Origin of the sequence: Streptomyces sp. NPDC058464 (assembly GCF_042721035.1) — a bacterium.
Lineage (GTDB): Bacteria > Actinomycetota > Actinomycetes > Streptomycetales > Streptomycetaceae > Streptomyces.
Genome location: NZ_JBHXMA010000001.1, coordinates 327547 through 346382 on the forward strand (window position 1 = coordinate 327547; position 18836 = coordinate 346382).

Here is an 18836-nt window from a genome sequence, read left to right on the forward strand (position 1 = left end):
GACACCGCGCCCCCACCCGCACGACGGAGGAGGAGGCGTGCTGACTGACCTGATCAGCCTCGACGCCGCCAAGTTCAACGCGGCCAGCCCGTTCCCGCACGCCGTCATCGACAACGCGTGGAACTCGGACATCCTTCGCGCCTGCGCCGCCGAGTTCCCGCCCGGCCACGACCCCCGCTGGATCAGCTACCCCGACCCCAAGGAACGCGGCAAGCGGGCCGGCGCCTCCAACATGTGGGGCCCAGCGACCCGTGCCTTCTTCGACACCGCCCGCTCGGAGAAGGTATGCCGTGCGCTGGAAGAGGCGACCGGGATCGGGCCGCTCACCGCGGACGACCTTGGTGGCGGAATGCACATGACCGGCGAAGGCGGCCGGCTCGCCATGCACCGGGACTTCAACCGTCACCCCGCCCTGCCGCTGGAGCGCAGGCTGAACCTGCTGGTGTTCCTGAACGAGGAGTGGGAGCGGGAGTGGGGCGGTGTCCTGTACCTCGGGCAGGGCCAGGAGGTTGAGGTGCTGCCGCGGTTCAATCGGACGGTGTTGTTCGCGTGTGGCGCGGAGTCGTGGCATGGGCATCCGGACCCGATCGTCGGCGACCACTGGCGGCGGAGTCTCGCGGTGTACTACTACGCGCCGCTACGTGAGGAGACCGCGCCGTCGCACACCACCATCTGGGGCGGACAGTGACAGCCGCCTACGCGGTGATCCCGACCCGCAACCGGCCCGGCATGCTCGCCGACTGCATCGACAGCCTCCTGGCCAGCCCGCAGGTCTGCGGCGTCGTGGTCATCGACAACGGCAGCACACCCCCCGTGGACACCTGCCGGTGGGAAAAGTGGGTGACGGTCCTGCGGTGGCCCCAGGATCCGCCGAACATCAGCAAGCTGTGGAACCTCGGTCTCGACTGGGTCGCTGCCGACATTCAGCGACTTCAGGACCGTGGCGGTTCCGGGTGGGAGACGTGGGATGTCCTCGTCGTCAACGATGACGTCGTCTGTCCGCCAGACTTCGTGCATACGTTGGGCAAGCGGATGCGGGCGACGGGCGCGGCCATGGCATACCCGGACCAGGCGGGCGGCAGCGAGGAGATCCTGCACACCGAGCCGGGTCCGGTGCCGCTGGGGCAGCGGATCACCGGGTACGCGTTCATGCTGCGCGGTGAGACCGGGCTCCGGGCGGACGAGTCCCTAGCCTGGTGGTTCGGCGATGATGACCTGGACTGGCGGGCCCGGCAGCAGAGTGGCGCGCTCCTCGTCCCCGGCATCCCTGTCGAGCACCGAGCCCCCGACGTACAGACCAACGCCCGGCCGGAACTGGTGGAGCAGACCCGCCGGGATCGGGAGACGTTCATCAACCGTTGGGGAAAGGCGCCCTGGTAATGCACCCTGAAGCACGCGACGGGCTCACCCGCCAACTGGCGGCGTCCGGCTTGGATCTGTCGGCGCGGTGGCGGGTCCTGGATCTCGGCGGCCGGGACATCAACGGCGGCATCCGCGACCTCCTGCCGAACGCCCGCTGGTCCGGTATCGACATCGCACCGGGCCCGGGAGTGGACTTGGTGTTCGACTGCACCCGCCCGTGGCCGGAGACCATGACGACCTTCGACTTGGTGGTGTGCACCGAGGTTCTGGAGCACGTCGAGAAGTGGGCGTTGATCCTTCGGACGGCATCGCAGGCGTTGGAGCCTGGTGGCCCGGAGCTGCTGTTCGTGACGTGCGCATCAACGGGGCGGCCTCAGCACGGCGCTTCCGGGGCTCCGCTTCCGGCGCCGGGCGAGTGGTACGGGAACGTGGCGCCGGCTGCGCTCGCGGACGTGCTGGAGGGCCTGTTCCGTGAGGCGGTTGTGGAGTTTCGGCCGTCGCCTGGGGATGCGTATGCGCGGGCTCAGGGGGTGGCAGCACGACTTCGCACGACCGGGGCGGTGGCGGCTGTGAGCGCCGCCCGCAACAGGAAGGTATGACCATGGGAATGGACACCGATCAGCCGATGCCGCGTCACAACAACGAGCCGTTCGTGAAGGACGCTCTGATCGCGGACATCGAGGAACTCTGCGAGCGGCGCCGGGTCAAGTACGGCACGCATCTCCAGCCGGACAACGGCAGGGACGCGCTCCAGGACGCCTACGAGGAGCTGGTGGACGGGGCACTGTACCTGAAGCAGCTGTTGATGGAGCGGGATGCCGGGGGCGGCCGTGCAGGTTCCTGAGATCACCGTGGTCATCCCCGCGCACCGGGCGCGGGTGGAGAACGGCATGCTCGACCGGGCGGTGGCCAGCGTGAAGGCGCAGCTACTCCCGGCCGCTGACATCAGCATCGCGATCGATGAGGACGGCGACGGGGCGGCAGTCACCCGGCAGCGGGCGCTGGACGCGGTGACCACCGAGTGGGTCAGCTTCCTGGACTCGGACGATTTTTTCTACCCGGAGCACCTGCGGGTCCTCGCCCTGGGCGCGAAGATCTTCAAGGCGGATTACACCTACAGCTACTACTGCGTGCACTTCCCCGACGGGAAGCCATGGCCGCAGAACGATCCGCTCGGGCACTTCGGGAAGTCCTTCAATCCGGCGAAGCCGCACCAGACGACGATCACCACTCTCGTGCGGACAGAGCTTGCGAAGGCGATCGGCTTCCGCGACGTCCCCGAGGGCCAGCTCATCGACGGGCAGCACTACGGCGAAGACTTCCAGTTCACCGTGGAGTGCGCGGCGGCCGGGGCGAAGTTCTACCACGCGCCGAGGAGAAGCTGGGCATGGACGCATCATCGGGGTAACAGCTCTGGGCAGCCGGGGCGCGGCGACGCAGCAGCGAGGCGGACATGACTCCGGCCGAGGAGCTCTCCGCTGCGATCACCGTGCTTCGTGGCGCCGTCCACGACGCGTCCGACGGCCCGTGGGCTGCGGACGACCCCAACAGGCGGTGGGGCGACGACTGCGACCACCGCCTCGTCGGCGGCGGGAAGATCCTTGCCACGTTCAGCAACGACCACAACGGGCCGCTCAACGCCATGTTCGCGGCGCTCATGCACCCCGGCGTCGGCGAGGCCATCGCCAAGTGGCTGGGCACGTGGGTCGGCATCGACCTTCGTGAGGACGCAGCGCTGCCTGAGGACGCGCAGCACGCCCTCGCGATCGCGCGGCTGATCAACAAGGCGGCAACGTGACAGGCCCGGAGCAGTACTCCGAGGCTGAACAACTCCTCGCGTCCGCCGACAGGTACGACGCCGAAGGCGACCCGCAGACCGCCAACGCGCGCCGTCTCGAAGCCCTCACGCGCGCTGTACTCGCGCTCACCGCCAGCCACGCCACCAGCGCCCACCCCGACAGCACCAGTTGGGACCAAGCTATCCACCCCAAGGAGCAGCGATGAACAAGCAGATCAGCATCGAGGACGCCCTCGACGCCTTCCGTAAGAGGCACGGCGAGATCGCCGACGAGAACGTCCTCCTCCGCGCCCAAGTCGCCGGACTCGAACGCGACCTCGCCGCCGCCCGCGCCGAGAACGAACAGCTCATGACCGCCGCCACCGACCCCACCCCCGCAGGCCCCGACCTCGCTACCGTCCCCGCCTACCCCAACCAGGAACGCGCCTAAGCCACCCGCTCGAAGTCGACAGCGGTGCACGTCGCCGTGTTCGACGAGGACGCCGTACCCCACGTCCAGGTGAGCACGAGCGCCTGCGACACCGTCGAGTCCACGGTGACGTTCGCCGCGCTGTTGGGGATCTGGATGTTGTTGCCGGTCTGCGCCGCCGTCGTCAGGTTGTGGTAGACGGTCAGCATCGGCGACCACGACGCCGACGCACCCGTGCTGACACAGCGGAGGTAGATGTCGGCGCGCCATGGCCGGCCGGAGATGGCGGTGCCGGTGGCGGAAGGCCCGATGACGCAGAGGCTGGTGCCAGCCACGCCTCCGAGACGCGCGGTCATGGTGAAGTTCGGGGTGCCGGTGCTGCTGGCGACTCCGTAGGCGGTGAGTTTGTACAGGGCGCCGGCCACTGCGTCGCCCGCGGGGATGGTGCCGGTGGCGATGACCGTCTCGGTTGTCGTGTTGGCGACCGTCGTGGGCCCACTGGAGAGGCTGGGGCGGAAGGTGGCGGTGCCGATGGTCAGGGCGGCGTTCGTGCCGGCGAGGGTGAGCCGGCCGGTGGCGGTGCGGGTGAAGGTCGTATCGGGGGCGGTGGATCCGCCGGGTCCCCAGCTGAGGCCGCCGTCGGCTTCGAGGAGGAACCTGCTGGCGGTGTCGCCGGTGATGCGGGCGGTGAGGACGTCGTCGCCGGTGGCGGTGGTGAGGACGGCGAAGTAGGCCGTGGATCCAGACGCGCCGAAGTTGATCTGTTTGCCCTGGCTCATCTTCAGGCTGTTGCTGAAGGTGGCCGAGCTGTTGGGGATCTCCACCCAGGATGCGGATGCGGGTGCCGTGCCGTTGGAGAAGTAGGTGCGGTAGCTGGTGTCGGTCTCCATGATCGCCTTGCCGGAGTACGGCGAAGACGGCCGCGTAGACGAAGTGGCGGCCTGGAAGCCCACGGCCGCGTCGACCTTCGTCCAGTTCTGGCCCAGGTCCTGGCTGTAGTTGACCAGTTCAGACCCGTCGCTCTTCGACATGTAGAGCGCGAGCCGAGTGGTAGACGGGTCAGGCACGGGGAACCTCCAACGTCGACGAAGCAGGGATCAAAGGCGGCGGCGCCACAGGCAGGGCCCCGTAGATGAGCTGCCAGCGGTGCGTGTCCACCAGCTCCCGCTTGGCCCGCACGCTGGCCTTGTCGACACCGCGACGGCGGATCACGTCCAGCTGATTCCGGCCCCTGCCGGGTGCGGCCACCAGGACCCGGGTCTCCTTGGTGTCGTCGATCCGGATCCGGTGCGCGGCATACGCGTCACTGGTGGAGCTGGCGGTGAACAGGGTGATCGGCTCGGCACCTGCGGTGTAGCTGGTGACCCATCCGGCACGAAGTGCGGCATCGTCCCGGTCCACGATGTCCGGGAGGTGGGGTTCATGGAGGATGACGTCGAGGATCTCGTCGATGTCGGTGAGCCCGTACTCGGCGGCCCGCCAGTCCACGGTCTCCGCGGGGAAGATGTGGCCGCCGCCGCTGCCGTCCTGGTCGACGTGGTGGACAGCCCAGAGCGCCCCGCCGCTGCTGGCTCGTTGGGTCACGAAGTCGATGCTGAGGATGCGTTCAGGCAAAGCGGATACTCCAGACGCCGATCGAAGGGGTACCGGACGACGTGCCGCACGAGACCGTGAATGCCGTCACGGAGGACGCGGTGACTTGCCAGGTGCGCAGTGACGGGTGTCGGAACGTCACTATGGGCGCCATCACGTTGGTCATGCTCGCCCCGTAGGACAGGGTGAGGCTGGTATCGCCTGCGGTGACGAACGCCTGGTTGGCGGTGAAGATCCCATCCGTGCTGCTTGCGGAGATGTAGTCGGCCCAGGCGCCGACGTGCCGGGTGCGGTTGCTGACGAAGTCCAGGTAGTTACCGGTGGCGTCGCTGGGGTTCCAGCCGACACGTCCCTTCGATGCGTCGGCGTAGATCTGGCCTTGCTGGACGCCTCCGCTCATGAAGGCCAGTGACGTCTGTGAGATGTCGGCGTACAGCAGACCGCCGTCGACGTTCGCCCGGTTGAAGCCTGCATACAGGGCGCCCACGCCTGCCCAGACGAATCCGCCGTAGCGGTTCTGGTTGTCGGCGCGGATGACTGCGAGTTCCGCATTGGACGTGTTGAGGTAGGCGCGGGAGATGACCTGCGTGCCGCCGCCGTCGTCGAACTGGCTTGAGTTCAGGCCGAGGTTGACGTCGGAGCCGGAGGAGACGGCGTTGATGTAGCCGTAGTCGGTGCCGTTGTTTGCGTAAAAGCGCACCTCAGGGAGGAAGGTACTGGTCGGGTTGATCACCAGGCGTTTACCGGAGGTGCCGCTCTGCAGGGTGCCGATGATCGACACCGAGCCGTCAGCAGCGGCGATGTTCACGGTCTGCGTGCCGGACGCGTTGTAGGTCTGCAGGCCGGCGGAGTTCAGTTCGACGCGGGGCCCGGTGTCGGCGGTTTTGATGCGAGCGCCGACGATCCAGTCTGCGCTGATCGTGCCCGCCGTGACCTTCGTGACGGTCAGGTCGGAGATGTGCGCGTCGTCGATCAGCAGCGCGGTCGCCGTCGCCGCATCGGACGGCCCGCTCTTGTTGCCGGTCTTGTCCACGGCTACGACGCGCACGTACCGGGCGGATGTCTCCTCCACCTGGGCTGTGAACACCACCGGGATCTGCGCCTGGATCATCCCAGCCGTCGCGAGGGCTTTCCCTTTCAGGGTGGTCGTGTCCGGTGTGAACCCGGGCTCATAGGAGACGTGGATCTCCAGGTGGTCCAGGTCGGACTCCAAGTTGAATGTCCCACCCGAACTCACGCCGAGCGTGTGCGTCACCTGCACCGCGATCCGCGACCCGGCCACCGACGGCGCGGCCGGCGTGCTCGGCGGGATGTTGTCCGAGCTCGCCACGAACGTCGTCGTGCCGCTCCATGCGCCCGCGTTGCCGGTGGTGTCGACGGCCCGGATCTGGATGTCGTAGCCGATACCGGGGCTGAGATCTTGGATCTGCGCGGTCGTGGTGTCCCAGTTGACGACCATCGTCTGCCACTGCCCAGTCGGGGCGGCGAAAGGCTGCGCCCAGATCTGCAAGTCCTGCCAGCGGACCTGCGAGACGGCAGCCCAGGTCGCCGGGTAGATCATGTCGGTGTCGACGGCGTACCGGATCTCGTAGTGATCTCCGTCCAGCACAGTCGAGCCGTCGATGTTCAGCGGGGCGTTCCAGTTGAGGACGACCCGCGCCCGGGTGAAACCCCTGCTGTCCAAATAGGCGACCCCCGTGAACGGGGTGACGAACACCGGCTGCCCAGGCACGCTCGTGTCCGCGTTCGGCCGGGACCCGACCGGCTCCACGCTGGAGTTGGTGAGCTGCCGGGAGAAGTCCCCGACGGTCACCGTCGACGTGCTGTCGGTCTCCCACTCCACGTACTGCGTGAGATCCGTCCACACGCCGGCCGCGGACCGGTAGGCGACCGTGTACTGGTCGGTGACGGACCACTGGGTCTCGGTCACCTGAAGTTTCAGCGGGTTGAGTCGCTGCCCCCGGAACGTGATCTCGGTGGCGGTGTCGACGAGTCCGGAGTCGGGGTCGTACACCCAGACGTGGTCGCCGACCTGGAACGTGCCGTGCACGTCGTAGTCGGCCGTCGACAGCGTGAGGGCGTTCCGGGTGGACGTGTACTGCGACAGCGCCAGCTGGGCGCGTGTGGCCGCGTTGGCGGTCGCCGTGTCCGACTCGGAGACCAGCCGGGTGAGCTTGAGCGTGTTTCCGTGGACGTCCTTGTACGAGGTCGCCGGGCTGATGTCCGCGGCCCCGGTCGCGATGCTCGTCCCGTCGCCCTCAGCCAGGAGCACGACTCTCGTGGTGTAGTCCTCGACGTCCCGGGTGACGTCCATGCTCCCAGGCAGCGCGCGGAGGGCCATGTCCTCACCGGACTCCGTCGCCATGATCACGCACGTCGGTTCCGTCACGAACAGATTGCTCTCGGGCCCCGCATCCAGGGTGCCGCTGCCGTTGACCCGCCAGCTCACGGGCACGCTGGTGGTGGACATGGTGTCGCACACGTAAGTGATCGCCGCGCGCGGCGACTCGTACTGGTGATGACCCGAGTACAGGCCAGCCACCGAGTACAGGGTGCCGGCCGTCACCGCCCCGGACGCCGGGAGGAGCATGGTGATGGCGGCCGAGAATGAGGCGCTTGCGGGTTCGACGGCGTTCTCGTACACCGAGCCCTTGCCGTCCTCGTCGCCGAGCCAGAACGCCATCCCCACGCCGCCAACCGACAGGTCGTCTTGGGAGGCGTTCGTGCGGCCGTCGTCGCCGATGGTACGGGTGCGGAGGACGCCGACGTAGCGGGCGGTGGTGAGGAGGTTGTCGCCGTACTGCAGCGGGTCGAGCCGACCCGGGATGATCGCGACGTGGCCGAAGTAATCCAGCAGGTCGAGGACGTCGCGGGGGGTATTCGGCTGGAGCTTGACCTCCCACGAGCCGAGGGATTTGAGAACCTCGCTGACCGACACCGTCTACCTCCTTACGCCGTAGACGGCTTCCGGCATCGCGCCGATGTACATGTTCCGCAGATCCGTTGCCGCATCCCCAGACGGCGTGGCCGCGCGCAAACGGATGTCGTCGCCGTACAGCAACACGCCGGCACCGGGTGTGCCGTTCATGGTGAACAAGATCCCGGCCGAGGCGGCGTTGACTGGGGCGGTGAACGAGACGTCCATGAAGAACCAGGCGCCGCTGGCCGGGGTGGTGTTGTTCGACGAGGTGGAGATGTAGACGTTCGAGCCGTCGTACCAGTTGATGTTGACGGCGACCCCGGAGGCGATCGCTGAGGGCGCGTACAGCCAGCCGGACGCCCGATAGCTCGATCCTGCCGTGACGGTGGCCTTGGCGGCTTCGGCGCGCGGCGAGGCGCCCGCGGTGGAGGTGAGCAGCCCGGACCAGGAGCCGTACTTGGCTTGGGCGTTGGAGCGGGTGAGGGTGGCATTGGTGGCGGTCCACCCGGAGGTATCAGTCTCGAAGGTGGGGTTGCTGTTGAGGGTGGTCTGGGAGGCGACGGCGCCGATCCAGAAGTCCATGCTCGTTGCGCTGCTCTTGATGATGCCGCCGTTGGGGTGGGCGGTGAACGCGCGGGCTGAGCCGCATGCGAAGACGTTGCCGTCGGAGTCGTCGGCGGTCGCGGTCACGTACCCGGATGCGGCCGCGGAGGTGTTGGTTTCCAGGCTGCTGCGGTAGACGGCGAGCGTGGCGCTGGTGCCGACCTGGAGGTAGCCCTCGACGAATCGGGAGCCACGGCGCAGGGTGAGATCCAGGGTGGCGCGCCCTGGGTTCAGGGATTCGATGAGGCGGACGATCACCATCTCAGGGTCGTTGCGGAGCAGCGTCGCCTTGTCGAACGCGGCGATCGAGGACCCGGAGCCGGCAACCGAGGTGTTCCACAGCTTCGAGCGGTAGGCGCCCCCGGTGTACGCCTGAACATCGAAGGTCGCCGACGCGGACGGCGTGATGTTGACCAGCCCGTTCGTGAGCGACCAACCGGTCGCGGAGAGGGGTACGTCGACGCCGTACACCTCCTGCGAGCCGGTCGTGGTGACGCGGACGCGGCCGCTCTGGTAGCTGGTCGGATCGCAGCCCCACCGCGGGCTGATGTTCGCCGGGACACCGCGGTACACGGTGATGGTGCCGTCGGCGCCGGTGCGGGTCATCGTGGTGGGGTTGGTGGCGCCGGTGTAGTAGCCGTAATGGCCGATCGCCGGCGCATGCCAGCGCTCGCCAGTCAGGGAGAAGTCGTTCAACCGGACTGCTCCGGTGAGCCTGGACTGGAGGTCGGTTTCGGAGTCGGAGCCGACTCTCTCCAGCGTGACTTTCCAGTCGGCGGTGACGGCTTCGTTGCGGTACTCGGTGTACGTACTGCTGGCGGCCTTGACGGTGTAGTAGCCGTTGCGTTCCGGCTTGTCCGTGAACGTCGCCTGCACCAGCTGCCCGGTCACCAGCGCGTTGATGCCGTCGTGCCGGGCGATGACCTGAGCGCGGGTGAGCGGCGGGTACGACTCCTGCCCGTCCAGGTCGAGCGTGCGGTCGTCGGCGCCGGCCTCGGTGGCACCGAACGTCTCCCTGAGGGGGATGCGTCCGAGGGTGGTGTCTCCCCACGCGTACTGGGCCATTACTACTCCCCTCGACCAGTGATGTAAAATCGCTTTACGTCGACCCAATGCCTGATGTAAGGTTGCTTTACGTAACTGAGGGGGATGCCATGAAGACCTACGCCGACGTCGCCGACCTGCTGAACTTCGAAGGCCCCGGCCTGCAGGACTACGTCACCGCCGACGAGCTCAACGAGCTCATCGACGGCACACTCGCCCCAGCCGTCGTCGTCGACCGGTACCTCGAAGACCTCACCATCGGCGGCAAGCTCCAAGTCGCCACTGATGAGGCCACCACCCGTGCCGACCTGCTGCTCTGGATCCGCATGGAAATCGAATGCGCCATCGGGCAACGGCAGCAGATCGCCCGCGACGACGCCATGCTCGCCAAACTCGACGAGATCAAAACCCTCGTAGCGGCCGAGGAACGAGCCGCCGCCCGAACCCATCAGGACAAACTCACCCTCGCCCGGCAGGCCTTCGACCGCGGAGCCACCAAGGCGGCCGCCGCCGAGGCGCTCGGCATCAGCCGCCCCACCTTGGACGCCTGGCTCAAGCAGGCCGAGTGATGTCATCAGGCGCGCTCCCTGTCGTACTTGCGGAGTTCTTCCTTCATCGCGACACGCAACTGACGGGCGGCCTGCTGCGCTGCCGCAGGCTTGGAGAAGTCGAAGACGCCGGTCACGGTGATGTTCTCGATCGTGATGCTGCCGCCGCTCTTGGCCATGCTCTGCAGCGCCGCGTGCTGCTCGGCCGTAAGGACGGCTTCCGGCTTCCCGGTCTTGTTGATCGCGAGGGTTGCGCCCGGCTGGAGCAGACCGCCCGAGTCGTACTTCGCGGCCGGCGCGAAGCCCCACTGGGACGTGAACAGGGGGTCGTTGTAGCCGCGGGCGGACTTGCCCATGTGGACGCCGCGGCCGCCCGAGGACTCGACGTTCATCCCGGCGAGCGTTCCCGCAGTGTGACCCACCCCAGCGTTTGTGACACCGATCATGAATGGGGACTTCAGGTTCCGCACCCAGCCGGATGGCCCGTTGTTCCCGACGAACGAGCCGGTGGCCCATCGGCGGTGCGGCTTCTCCCCACGGATCACCGACTCGATCGCGGACATCAGGCCGCTGCAGTCCCACGAGGGGTTGCCATTGCCCGCCCACTGGTACGGCAGCCCGTTCTGCGTCTTCACCCAGGCGAGCGCCCGCTGTACGGCGGGGCCGCCGACCGCCTTCTTGTCCTCGTTGCCGAGGAAACTGAGCATCCCGTCGAGGGCCTTGTTGGAGAGGCCCTTCATGAGGCTGCCGACGCCACCTGCGGGGATGCGGCCGATGAGCGGGCGGATCATCGCACTGATGGCCTTCTGTGCGGCCGCCTTCAGGCCGCCGATGACGAGGTCTTTCGCCCAGTCGACGGCGCCACTGATGGCTCCTCCGACGGCGTTGACGGCGGATCCGACGATGCCGCCGGAGCCGAAGTGCTGGGTGCCGCCCTGGTAGCGGCGCTTCTCTTCCTGCCTGCTCGGGTTACCGCCGGTCTTCGTCGGACGGTCCTTCTGGAGGATGGCGTCGATGCCCCGGTGTCCGCCGAGTTGGGCGACCTCGGGCTTGGACAGGATGCGTTCGCCGGGGGTGAGCATGGCGGGGACGGTGTCGGAGTTGCCGGTGCCGGGGACGACGCCGCCGCGGTTGAAGCCGAGCGCGATCGACGGCAGACTCAACTTCGAGTTGATCTTTCCGGCGATGGTGTTCCACATCTTCCGGATGCCGTTGTTGTAGACGTTGGAGACGACCCACTTCACCGGCGACGAGATCTTCGACTTGATGCCGTTCCAGATCGTGCCGAGGCTGTCCCGCAGCGACGAGAACGCGGACTTCATCCCGTTCTTGAAGTCGCCGATCTTGCTGTTGATGGTGGAGAAGACCGACGTCATCTTGTCCTTGGCGCCGGTCCACATCGACGACCACGTGTTCGTGATGCTGGTCTTCAGGCTGGAGACGCCGTTCTTCACCCACGACCACGCGTTCGAGACCGACGTCTTCAGCCCGTCGTAGAAGGAGTTCCAGTTCGCGCGGACCGTCGACCACAGGTCCTTCCAGATCTTCACGACGCCGTCCTTCAGCGTCGTGAACAGCTGCTTCGTCTTCGTCCACAGCGTCCCGAACCAGCCGATGATCGCGTTCACCAGATCAGGGATGATCGAGTGGCCGACCAGCGTGTCGTACAGCCACGTGAAGGCGTCCACCACCCACTTCACGATCTGCGCGGCCGCATCCGACAGATTCGTCAACCACGTGATCGCCAAGTTGATCGCTGGAACCAGGGTGTTCACCGCGCCCGCCAGCACTCCGGTCAGCATCGTCGCCAGCCCGACGATCAACGGCATCAACGGCACGATGACCTGCATCGCCAAGTTCAGCAGCGACACCGTCAGCTGAGCGATCGGCGGGATCAGCGGCAGCAACGACGTCAACAGCTTCGGGAACAGCGGCGCCAACTGCCCCAGCAGCTCACCGAAGACCTGCACCACAGGCACCAGCGCCATGACCACCGGCAGCAGACCTTGCACCAGGGCGCCGATCAACGGCGTCAACTGCGCACCCAACGCACTGATCATCGGACCAATCGCGGTAACGATCGCACCGATCAGCACACCCAACGGCTGCAGCAGCGGCAGCACCGACTTCACCAGCGAGACGATGATCGTCCCCACGTCCGTGATGATCGGCAACAGGGCCGTGACGATCGGCATCAACGCCGAGCCCAACGCCCCCGCCAACTGCGCCAGCACCGGACCGAACTGCTCCGCCAACTGCGTCACCACCGGAGCCAACGCCGCCAGCACCGGCAGCACCGCCTCGACCGCCGCCCCCAGCGTGCCGGCCAGCAGCTTGGCGATCGCGTTGACCGCGGTGAAGATGCTGGTGAGCGCCTGCTGGACCTCCGGCTGCGACGTGATCCGCCGCAACTCCGCGAACACGCTGCCGAGCATTCCCAGGGCGTCCCCGCCGCCAGCCGCAGCAGCCTTGAAGATGTTGTTCAACGTAGCGAAGGCGTCGCCGAGGAGATGCCCGAACTGCTTGGCGATGTCGACAGCGCCCTCGATGGCGTCCTGGAGGGCGCCGGACTTGAACGCGGTACCGAGCTTCTTCGCGATCTGGTCCGCGGCGCCGGCCGCCGCGGTCGTGAGGCGGGCGAACGCCGGGCTCGCGGCGATGCTGATCTGGGTGAGCCCGGTGATGATCTGCCCGGGGATCCGAGTGAGTGGGCGCATGCCGTTGTTGAGGCCGTCGAACAGCGACCGCAGCTGGCCCGTCTTGGCCAACTGGATGACCGCGTTCGCGGCGTTCTTCGCGGTCGTGTTCAGGATCGTCGCCGTGCCGGTGAGGCCGGCGCGCAGGGACGGCAGGATCGACGTCGACAGGGTCGTGAACTTCTGCCCCAACCCCTGGAAGAGGGTGTTCTGTACGTCCAGCTTGAGTGATCGCCACGCCTCGCGCTGCGCCAGCACCGCGCTCACGAACGCCTGCGCGGCCGGCGCGAGCTTGGCCATCGCGGTGGCCGTCGCCGTCGTCGCAGCAGCACCCGTGTTCTGTGCCTCAGCCAAGGCCTCGGCGGCTTCGCGGGCGCTCTCCTGCGCGTCGGCTATCTGCCGCGCCCCGTCGGTCGCCGCCTTCGCCGCGGCCGCCTGAGCGTCCGCTACGTCCCGCTGGGCTTTCGCGATCCGCTGCGCCCCGTCCTCGGCAGTTCGGGTCTGGTCGAGTTCGGCGTCCTTCAGGGACTGTGTCTTGTCGATGAGCTGCTGGTTGGCATCGGCGACGTCCTGCTTGGCGTTCTTGACCTTCTCGCTGCCTTCGACGCCCGCCTTGTTGGCCTCGTCGGTCTGCTGCTGCAGGCGCTGGGTCTCGGTCTGCTGCTCCTTCAGTGCCTGCTGGGCCTGGTCGTACTGGAGCTGCGCCTTGTCGAACTCTTCCTCGCCAGCCTTGCCGCCCTTGGCTTTGACCGCGTCGAGTTGCTGCTGGGCGTCCTGGAGGTCGAGGACCTTCTGCCGCTGGTCGAGTTGGGCGTCCGTGAGCCGGTTGTTGAGGTCTTCGAGATCTTCCTTGGCTTCCTTCCGGGCCTCGTTGAGGTCCTCCTGGGCCTTCTTCGCCGCTCGTTGCGCGTCCGCGAGGTCCCGTTCCGCGGACTCCACCTGCTCCAGGGCTCGCCGCTCCGAGTCGGCGACGTCCTGGACGGTGTTCTTCAGGCTCTGCTGCGCGTCCTGAATGTCCCTCGCGGCCTTCACGCGGGCCTCGGCCGCGTTCACCTCGGCGTCCTTCACCGACTGCTGCGCTTTCGCCAACGACCGCTGCGCCGACTCCACCCGCCGGGTCGCCGACTCGGCCTGACTCGCCGACTTCACCGCCGGAGTGAACGCCGCCTTGAACGCATCCCCGATCCCGCTGGTGCCAAGCTTGATGGCGGCGAACGCGGCACCCAGCGACAGCACCGCCGGCGCCGCGAGCGCGGCCGCGGGACCCATCGCGGCAATCGACTGCGTCAGGGACGCGACCGTGGGCAGTGCACCGACGGCGAGGGCTGCGATCCGGGCGATCGACGACGACAGGATCCCCAGCCCTCCGCCTCCACCGCCGCCCCCGAGGCTGGACAATACGGACAGAGACGAGCGGTTGACGTCGAGGCGCACATCGACACGCCGGTCGCGGGTGAGGTAGCGGATGCGGGCGTCGGCGTCAGCGGTGTCGGCACGGGCCTGGACGGTCATCTGCCGTCGGCGGGTGAGGTTGGCGATGCTGTCTGCGGCAACGCGGGTGTCGACGTCGATACCGATGCGGACGGTGCGGCGTTGGGTGAGGTTGGCGATCTCGTTCGCGGCGACGCGGGTGTCTACGTTGGCTCGGATGTTGACGACGCGGTCTTTGGTGAGCCGGTCGAGCTGGGCCTGGACGCGGCGCAAGGCGGCGTCCGTGATCTTCGGGTTGACGTTGACCGTCAGGTCTTTGAGCCGCAGCCGCGCGAGGGCGGTGTCGTCGATGCGGATCTTCGCGGTGATGATGCGCGTGCGGGCGAGCCGGTCGAGGCGAGCGAGGGCGTCGCGGTCGTCGAGCTGGATACCGATCTTGACCTGGGTCCGCTTCGACTTGAGGCGGTCGATGGCACGGTCGTAGCCGCTCTCATCAGCGGTTACTTCGACATAACCCTCGGCGATGCGAAAGGCTCCGGCCACGTCCTACCCTCCCTGCGCCATGCTGACTAGGCCGGGGAACTGCGCCCGGAACTGGGTCAGGCTCACCTCTGTCACGTCCTCCCGCTGGGGTGCGGGGGTGCTGCTGGTGCGGGTTTGGGTGCTGCTGTCCTGTTGGCGGTCGGCTCGCGCTTCTTCTTGCCGGGCGGCTAGGACGCCTTGGTAGGCGGGGAGCCGGTAGACGAGGGCGAAGTAGCGGGGGCCGGGGACCTCTTGCTCATAGAGGTCGATGCCGTAGATGGCGAGGAAGTCGGCGTCGATGTCTGCTTGGTGGTCGAGTGTCCAGTCGATCTGCGCCAGTCGTGCGGCGAAGTCGGCTGTCCACGTCAGGGGGCTTTTCCCTCCTTGACCTCGGCCTTGCCGAACGCGAGCTTCTGGGACATGTCGAGGATCTTCTGCATCTGCTCGTTGTCGAGGGTCGGGCACTGCTCCAAGGCCTCGTATGCCTCCGGGCCGAGCATCCGCTCCAGCAGGCGCACGGCGGCGACGTTCTCGCCGTACTGGCGGTTGAGGCGCACGAACTCCAGCGACAGGCCCTGGGGTACGAACTTGGGGACGGTGTAGACGCGGCCGTCGATCGAGAACAGGGGAACGCGTTCCTCGTCCGGGACTTCGCTGGAGAGTTCGACCAGCTCGAACTCCTCGTCCTCGACTGGGGGCTTGGCCGCAGCCCGCTTCCGGGTGCGAGCTGCGGCGCTCTGACGGGTGGGGCGGGAGGTGGTGGATGCCATGGGTGGTGCTCCTCGAAGCGAGTGGGGTCAGGTCGCTGACCAGCTACGACGTTTGGTCAACGATGTGGAACGGGTTGATCACCGAGCTGACGTAGTGGCCGGCCAGCTTGATGGGGATGAGGGTCTGCTTGTCTTTGGTGTAGGCGAGTTCGCTGCTGTCGACGTTGAGCATGCGACGGCCGATGATCCGGCGGCGGAACTGGTTGGGCGCGTACCCGTCCATGATCACGGCGAAGTACGACGGCTGCGTTGCCGAGCTGGTGACGTTCGGGTCGTAGGACGCCCAGCCCGTCCCCGACGCCGAGGTGCCGCCGTTGAGGCTCATCGACAGGTTCGTCAGCGTGGCCTCGGCCAGCGACGTCTCGATGGTGAAGTCGACCTTGGTGAGGCGGGAGCCGACCCGGACGGTGATCTGGTCGACCTCCAGCTCCGAGTACGTCTGGTCGACGCTGAGCTTGACGCCGTCCTGTGTGCCGCCCAGGTCCGTCCACGCGGACGCAGCCGGGGTCGTGTTGACCGCGGAGTCGGCCGGCTCTGTCGCCCCGTATAGGCCCTGGTAGAGAGTTGCCGGGCCTTGAATCAAGTTGGTGGTCGTGACCGCGATGGGACTCACATCCTTCAGACGGCGGCCAGGTCAGGCCGCAGATGGTGGTGGCGGAGCTAGCTGGTCTTCGCCGTCGAGGGGGTCTTCTTCTCCGGCTGCGCAGGGGCAGCCGGGGGTTCGGGGGCCGGGTTCTCCTCGATGAGGAGGCCCTGCCGGTGGAGGTCGAGGTAGTCGGCGTCCCCGACTTCGATCTCCTGGTCGGGGCGCATGGTGGTGCGGACGGTGTGGGTCATCGGTAGGCGCTCCTCACGAGCGGAAACTGGTGGTGGGCGTAGTGGGGGTGGAAGCGGAGTTCGAGGCAGTCCTCGGGGCGGAGGCTTGGCGGGCACGGGATGATCCGGATGTCGCCAGTGAGGAGGAACTCCAGCTCGCCCCGGTCGTTGTGGACGAGGACCTTGCCGTTCCACGACAGGAGCTGCCCGTTCAGCCGGTCCTCCTGGATCGCCCACATCACGACGGCGCCTCCGTCCATGCAATGACCAGGCCGGGGATGCTGTAGCGGGCGTAGGAGGAGGCGTCGTCGTTGATCCTGCGGTGCTCGCCCGTCGTGTACGCCGACAGGACGCGCGCGGCCGGATACCCGGACGGCAGAGACACGGTCTTGGGGATGCCTGCGTGGTCGTAGCAGGCCGCCTGAACCGCCTCCGCCAAGCAGGCGGCCTTGTTCCACGGCGGCTTCTGCGACTGCGAGTTCGCCGCCCAGCAGTCCACGCCCATCACCGGATCCCGGAGCGGCACGTACTGGTTGGGGGTGCCACCAGCGCTGACAAGGGTGACGAAGCCGGTGGTCTCCCACGACAGCGTGCCGTTGGCGAGGGGCTTGGGGAGGGTGGCGGCCACGATGTTCCCGAGCACCGTCTTCAGCCAGGCGATGGCCACCAGCTCCGGCGTCGCGCGCAGCACAGGCGTCGTCATGCCGTCCTCCGCTGGTACAAGGCGGTGCGGAGGAAAGGCTGAGGCCGGGTGCCGGGATGGTTGACGCGCGCGACCGGGTGGTCCGCGTCGGGCCAGTACAGGGCCTTCTTGTTCCGGGGCAGGATGACGTGCGGGCTCGTGCCCATCTCGACGTCGGTGGCGTAGTTGCAGTCGAGGCTGCCGACACGCAAGACCTTGTCGTGGACCTCGCGGCGCAGAGATTCGAGGAGTCGGCCCGAGCGCTTGGGCACGTAGTTCCGGGCGTCGCCGAGGATGGCGTCGCCGATCGTGTTCTCCAGCCACTCGTTGATGGCCGCATCAACGTGCTCGCGCGCGGACGGATCGATCCGCACACCGGATCGTGCTGCCATGGCCGCCTCCTTCCCGAAGCCGGTCGTACAGGTGGGCCGCCCGGTTCCCCCAGGCTGTGTGGCCCTGTTCGCTTGTTGGTCAGGTCGTGCGTCGGAGATCGACCCTGCGGTCCACCTCGATCGCCGGATTTGCCATCCCCGAGACGGCGTCGACGATGTACTTCACGCCCGTCCGCTCATCGAGCAGCCGGTCGTTCTCGCTGATGTCCGTCTGCGCCGGCACGCGGGCGACGGCGTAGCGGACGATCCGCGGGGTGGGGTTCTCTCGGCCGGACACCCGTCGCGTCTGCTCGGTCAGTGACGCTGGGATCCCGGTAGCGATCGGGGTGTCGGTGTCCTGCTCGTCGTCGTAGGCATCCGTTGTGGTGCCGCGCAGGATGGTGACCTTGGTGGTTGCGATGGCCTGCATCACGCATCACCGCCGTAGGGCGTCCACACCATGCGCTCGTCCGATCCGTCAGAGAGCGCGTCACCGACCATCGGGCCAGCGCCCTCGACCGCGGACCTGATATGCACGGTCCGAGATCGCATCCACGACACCCGCTTGAGTGCGCGGGCGGCCATGGGTGCGAGGACCAGGCCGTCGCCCTGCAGCGTGGTGGAGACCTGGTCTTGCTGGATCTGCGTGGCATCCAGCCGCGTCTCCAGCCCGAACTGGCCCGCCAGCCACGCTGCCTGGTAGGCGACGGCCCGGCCCAGCCAGTAGAGGTCCCTGGTTCGCATCCGGTCCTGGTCGGGGTAGATGCGGTTGCTGAAGACCTCGATCGCGGCCTGCGCCTGGGCAAGCTGCTGGCCGGTCACGGACACGCCGGTGATGTCGGTGACCTGCTGCAGCGTTGCCCAGGCGTCGACCATGACTAGTCCTCGCCCTCGGCCAGGTCGCGGGGCGTGATCGTGTCCTGCGGGCTGCGGTCGACTGATGCGGGGATCGTCTCGACCGAGTAGGTGAGCACGGTGGACACGCCGTCGGCGTGGGCGGTGGTGCCGTCGAAGGAGACGTCGCCGCGCGGGTGGAGGCCGCGCTGGATCGCCTCGTTCAGCACCGCTTCCTTGTTCGCGTCGTGCGCCGCGTCATCGCCGTCCGGCCAGTTCGCGGTGGTGACGACGAACTCCTTGACGAAGGTCAGGTTGTCCGAGCCGTCCGTCGACCGCTGCGCGACCTCGGCCTCCGGGTTACCGGCCTTCGCCGGGAACTGACTCACCGCGGTCTTCCTCGCTGCTGCCATGGCTCACCTCCCTGCTACCCCGCA

General features: G+C 67.6%; 23 protein-coding genes. 9 read left to right on the top strand and 14 right to left on the bottom strand.

Translation table 11 applies throughout. The features are described from left to right. Positions 1–37: 37 nt before the first annotated feature. Genes ACFWPQ_RS01600 through ACFWPQ_RS01635 form a run of 8 tightly spaced genes read left to right on the top strand, consistent with a single transcriptional unit; the run spans position 38 to position 3590 of the window. Positions 38–688: a 2OG-Fe(II) oxygenase gene (locus tag ACFWPQ_RS01600; protein ID WP_384028793.1), complete on the top strand. Its 651-nt coding sequence runs from the start codon at positions 38–40 to the stop codon at positions 686–688. After that, positions 685–1380: a glycosyltransferase family 2 protein gene (locus ACFWPQ_RS01605; protein WP_384028795.1), complete on the top strand. Its 696-nt coding sequence runs from the start codon at positions 685–687 to the stop codon at positions 1378–1380. The genes ACFWPQ_RS01600 and ACFWPQ_RS01605 overlap by 4 nt, the downstream gene beginning before the upstream one ends. Further along, complete coding sequence (locus ACFWPQ_RS01610; protein WP_384028797.1) at positions 1380–1961, top strand: methyltransferase domain-containing protein; 582 nt, start codon at positions 1380–1382, stop codon at positions 1959–1961. The genes ACFWPQ_RS01605 and ACFWPQ_RS01610 overlap by 1 nt, the downstream gene beginning before the upstream one ends. Positions 1962–1963: 2 nt before the next feature. Then, the gene (locus ACFWPQ_RS01615; protein ID WP_384028799.1) at positions 1964–2206 is read left to right on the top strand and encodes a hypothetical protein; all 243 of its coding nucleotides are present in this window, start codon (positions 1964–1966) and stop codon (positions 2204–2206) included. Beyond that, on the top strand, positions 2178–2819 hold the full coding sequence (locus ACFWPQ_RS01620; protein WP_384028801.1) for a glycosyltransferase family 2 protein: 642 nt from the start codon (positions 2178–2180) through the stop codon (positions 2817–2819). Before ACFWPQ_RS01615 ends, ACFWPQ_RS01620 begins: the two co-directional genes overlap by 29 nt. Continuing rightward, on the top strand, positions 2816–3160 hold the full coding sequence (locus ACFWPQ_RS01625; protein WP_384028803.1) for a hypothetical protein: 345 nt from the start codon (positions 2816–2818) through the stop codon (positions 3158–3160). The genes ACFWPQ_RS01620 and ACFWPQ_RS01625 overlap by 4 nt, the downstream gene beginning before the upstream one ends. Beyond that, a complete protein-coding gene (locus ACFWPQ_RS01630) occupies positions 3157–3366 on the top strand; it encodes a hypothetical protein (RefSeq protein WP_384028805.1) in 210 nt (69 codons plus the stop codon). Before ACFWPQ_RS01625 ends, ACFWPQ_RS01630 begins: the two co-directional genes overlap by 4 nt. After that, entirely contained in the window at positions 3363–3590 is a 228-nt protein-coding gene (locus tag ACFWPQ_RS01635; RefSeq protein WP_384028807.1) for a hypothetical protein, read from the top strand. The genes ACFWPQ_RS01630 and ACFWPQ_RS01635 overlap by 4 nt, the downstream gene beginning before the upstream one ends. Here the strand turns inward: ACFWPQ_RS01635 and ACFWPQ_RS01640 are convergent. Genes ACFWPQ_RS01640 through ACFWPQ_RS01655 form a run of 4 tightly spaced genes read right to left on the bottom strand, consistent with a single transcriptional unit; the run spans position 3587 to position 9750 of the window. After that, positions 3587–4636 carry a hypothetical protein gene (locus tag ACFWPQ_RS01640; protein ID WP_384028809.1) on the bottom strand — a complete coding sequence of 350 codons (1050 nt, stop codon included), beginning with the start codon at positions 4634–4636 and terminating at the stop codon, positions 3587–3589. The genes ACFWPQ_RS01635 and ACFWPQ_RS01640 overlap by 4 nt on opposite strands. Next, a complete protein-coding gene (locus tag ACFWPQ_RS01645) occupies positions 4629–5153 on the bottom strand; it encodes a hypothetical protein (protein ID WP_384028811.1) in 525 nt (174 codons plus the stop codon). The genes ACFWPQ_RS01640 and ACFWPQ_RS01645 overlap by 8 nt, the downstream gene beginning before the upstream one ends. Before the next feature lie 22 nt (positions 5154–5175). Beyond that, positions 5176–8100: a hypothetical protein gene (locus ACFWPQ_RS01650; protein ID WP_384028813.1), complete on the bottom strand. Its 2925-nt coding sequence runs from the start codon at positions 8098–8100 to the stop codon at positions 5176–5178. Between the two features lie 3 nt (positions 8101–8103). Next, the gene (locus ACFWPQ_RS01655) at positions 8104–9750 is read right to left on the bottom strand and encodes a hypothetical protein (protein WP_384028815.1); all 1647 of its coding nucleotides are present in this window, start codon (positions 9748–9750) and stop codon (positions 8104–8106) included. Positions 9751–9839: 89 nt separating this feature from the next. Between ACFWPQ_RS01655 and ACFWPQ_RS01660 the strand changes: the two genes are divergently transcribed. Beyond that, positions 9840–10298 (top strand): hypothetical protein, encoded by a 459-nt coding sequence (locus ACFWPQ_RS01660; protein ID WP_384028817.1) that lies wholly within the window; start codon positions 9840–9842, stop codon positions 10296–10298. A 5-nt stretch (positions 10299–10303) separates the two neighbouring features. Here the strand turns inward: ACFWPQ_RS01660 and ACFWPQ_RS01665 are convergent, their stop codons facing one another. The 10 genes from ACFWPQ_RS01665 to ACFWPQ_RS01710 all read right to left on the bottom strand — a co-directional run bounded on the left by ACFWPQ_RS01665 (position 10304) and on the right by ACFWPQ_RS01710 (position 18812). Continuing rightward, positions 10304–14947 carry a hypothetical protein gene (locus ACFWPQ_RS01665; RefSeq protein ID WP_384028819.1) on the bottom strand — a complete coding sequence of 1548 codons (4644 nt, stop codon included), beginning with the start codon at positions 14945–14947 and terminating at the stop codon, positions 10304–10306. A gap of 344 nt (positions 14948–15291) precedes the next feature. Continuing rightward, complete coding sequence (locus ACFWPQ_RS01670; protein ID WP_384028821.1) at positions 15292–15696, bottom strand: hypothetical protein; 405 nt, start codon at positions 15694–15696, stop codon at positions 15292–15294. A 43-nt stretch (positions 15697–15739) separates the two neighbouring features. Further along, positions 15740–16309, bottom strand: coding sequence for a hypothetical protein (locus tag ACFWPQ_RS01675; protein ID WP_384028823.1), 570 nt, complete (start codon positions 16307–16309; stop codon positions 15740–15742). A gap of 47 nt (positions 16310–16356) precedes the next feature. Then, positions 16357–16533, bottom strand: coding sequence for a hypothetical protein (locus tag ACFWPQ_RS01680; RefSeq protein WP_384028825.1), 177 nt, complete (start codon positions 16531–16533; stop codon positions 16357–16359). Beyond that, entirely contained in the window at positions 16530–16772 is a 243-nt protein-coding gene (locus ACFWPQ_RS01685; protein ID WP_384028827.1) for a hypothetical protein, read from the bottom strand. The genes ACFWPQ_RS01680 and ACFWPQ_RS01685 overlap by 4 nt, the downstream gene beginning before the upstream one ends. Continuing rightward, positions 16751–17215 (bottom strand): hypothetical protein, encoded by a 465-nt coding sequence (locus tag ACFWPQ_RS01690; protein ID WP_384028829.1) that lies wholly within the window; start codon positions 17213–17215, stop codon positions 16751–16753. The genes ACFWPQ_RS01685 and ACFWPQ_RS01690 overlap by 22 nt, the downstream gene beginning before the upstream one ends. After that, positions 17212–17586, bottom strand: coding sequence for a hypothetical protein (locus ACFWPQ_RS01695; RefSeq protein ID WP_384028831.1), 375 nt, complete (start codon positions 17584–17586; stop codon positions 17212–17214). Before ACFWPQ_RS01695 ends, ACFWPQ_RS01690 begins: the two co-directional genes overlap by 4 nt. A gap of 79 nt (positions 17587–17665) precedes the next feature. Further along, the gene (locus ACFWPQ_RS01700) at positions 17666–17998 is read right to left on the bottom strand and encodes a hypothetical protein (protein WP_384028833.1); all 333 of its coding nucleotides are present in this window, start codon (positions 17996–17998) and stop codon (positions 17666–17668) included. After that, complete coding sequence (locus tag ACFWPQ_RS01705) at positions 17995–18441, bottom strand: hypothetical protein (RefSeq protein WP_384028835.1); 447 nt, start codon at positions 18439–18441, stop codon at positions 17995–17997. The genes ACFWPQ_RS01700 and ACFWPQ_RS01705 overlap by 4 nt, the downstream gene beginning before the upstream one ends. 2 nt (positions 18442–18443) lie before the next feature. Beyond that, positions 18444–18812 carry a hypothetical protein gene (locus ACFWPQ_RS01710; protein WP_384028837.1) on the bottom strand — a complete coding sequence of 123 codons (369 nt, stop codon included), beginning with the start codon at positions 18810–18812 and terminating at the stop codon, positions 18444–18446. Between the last annotated feature and the right edge of the window lie 24 nt (positions 18813–18836).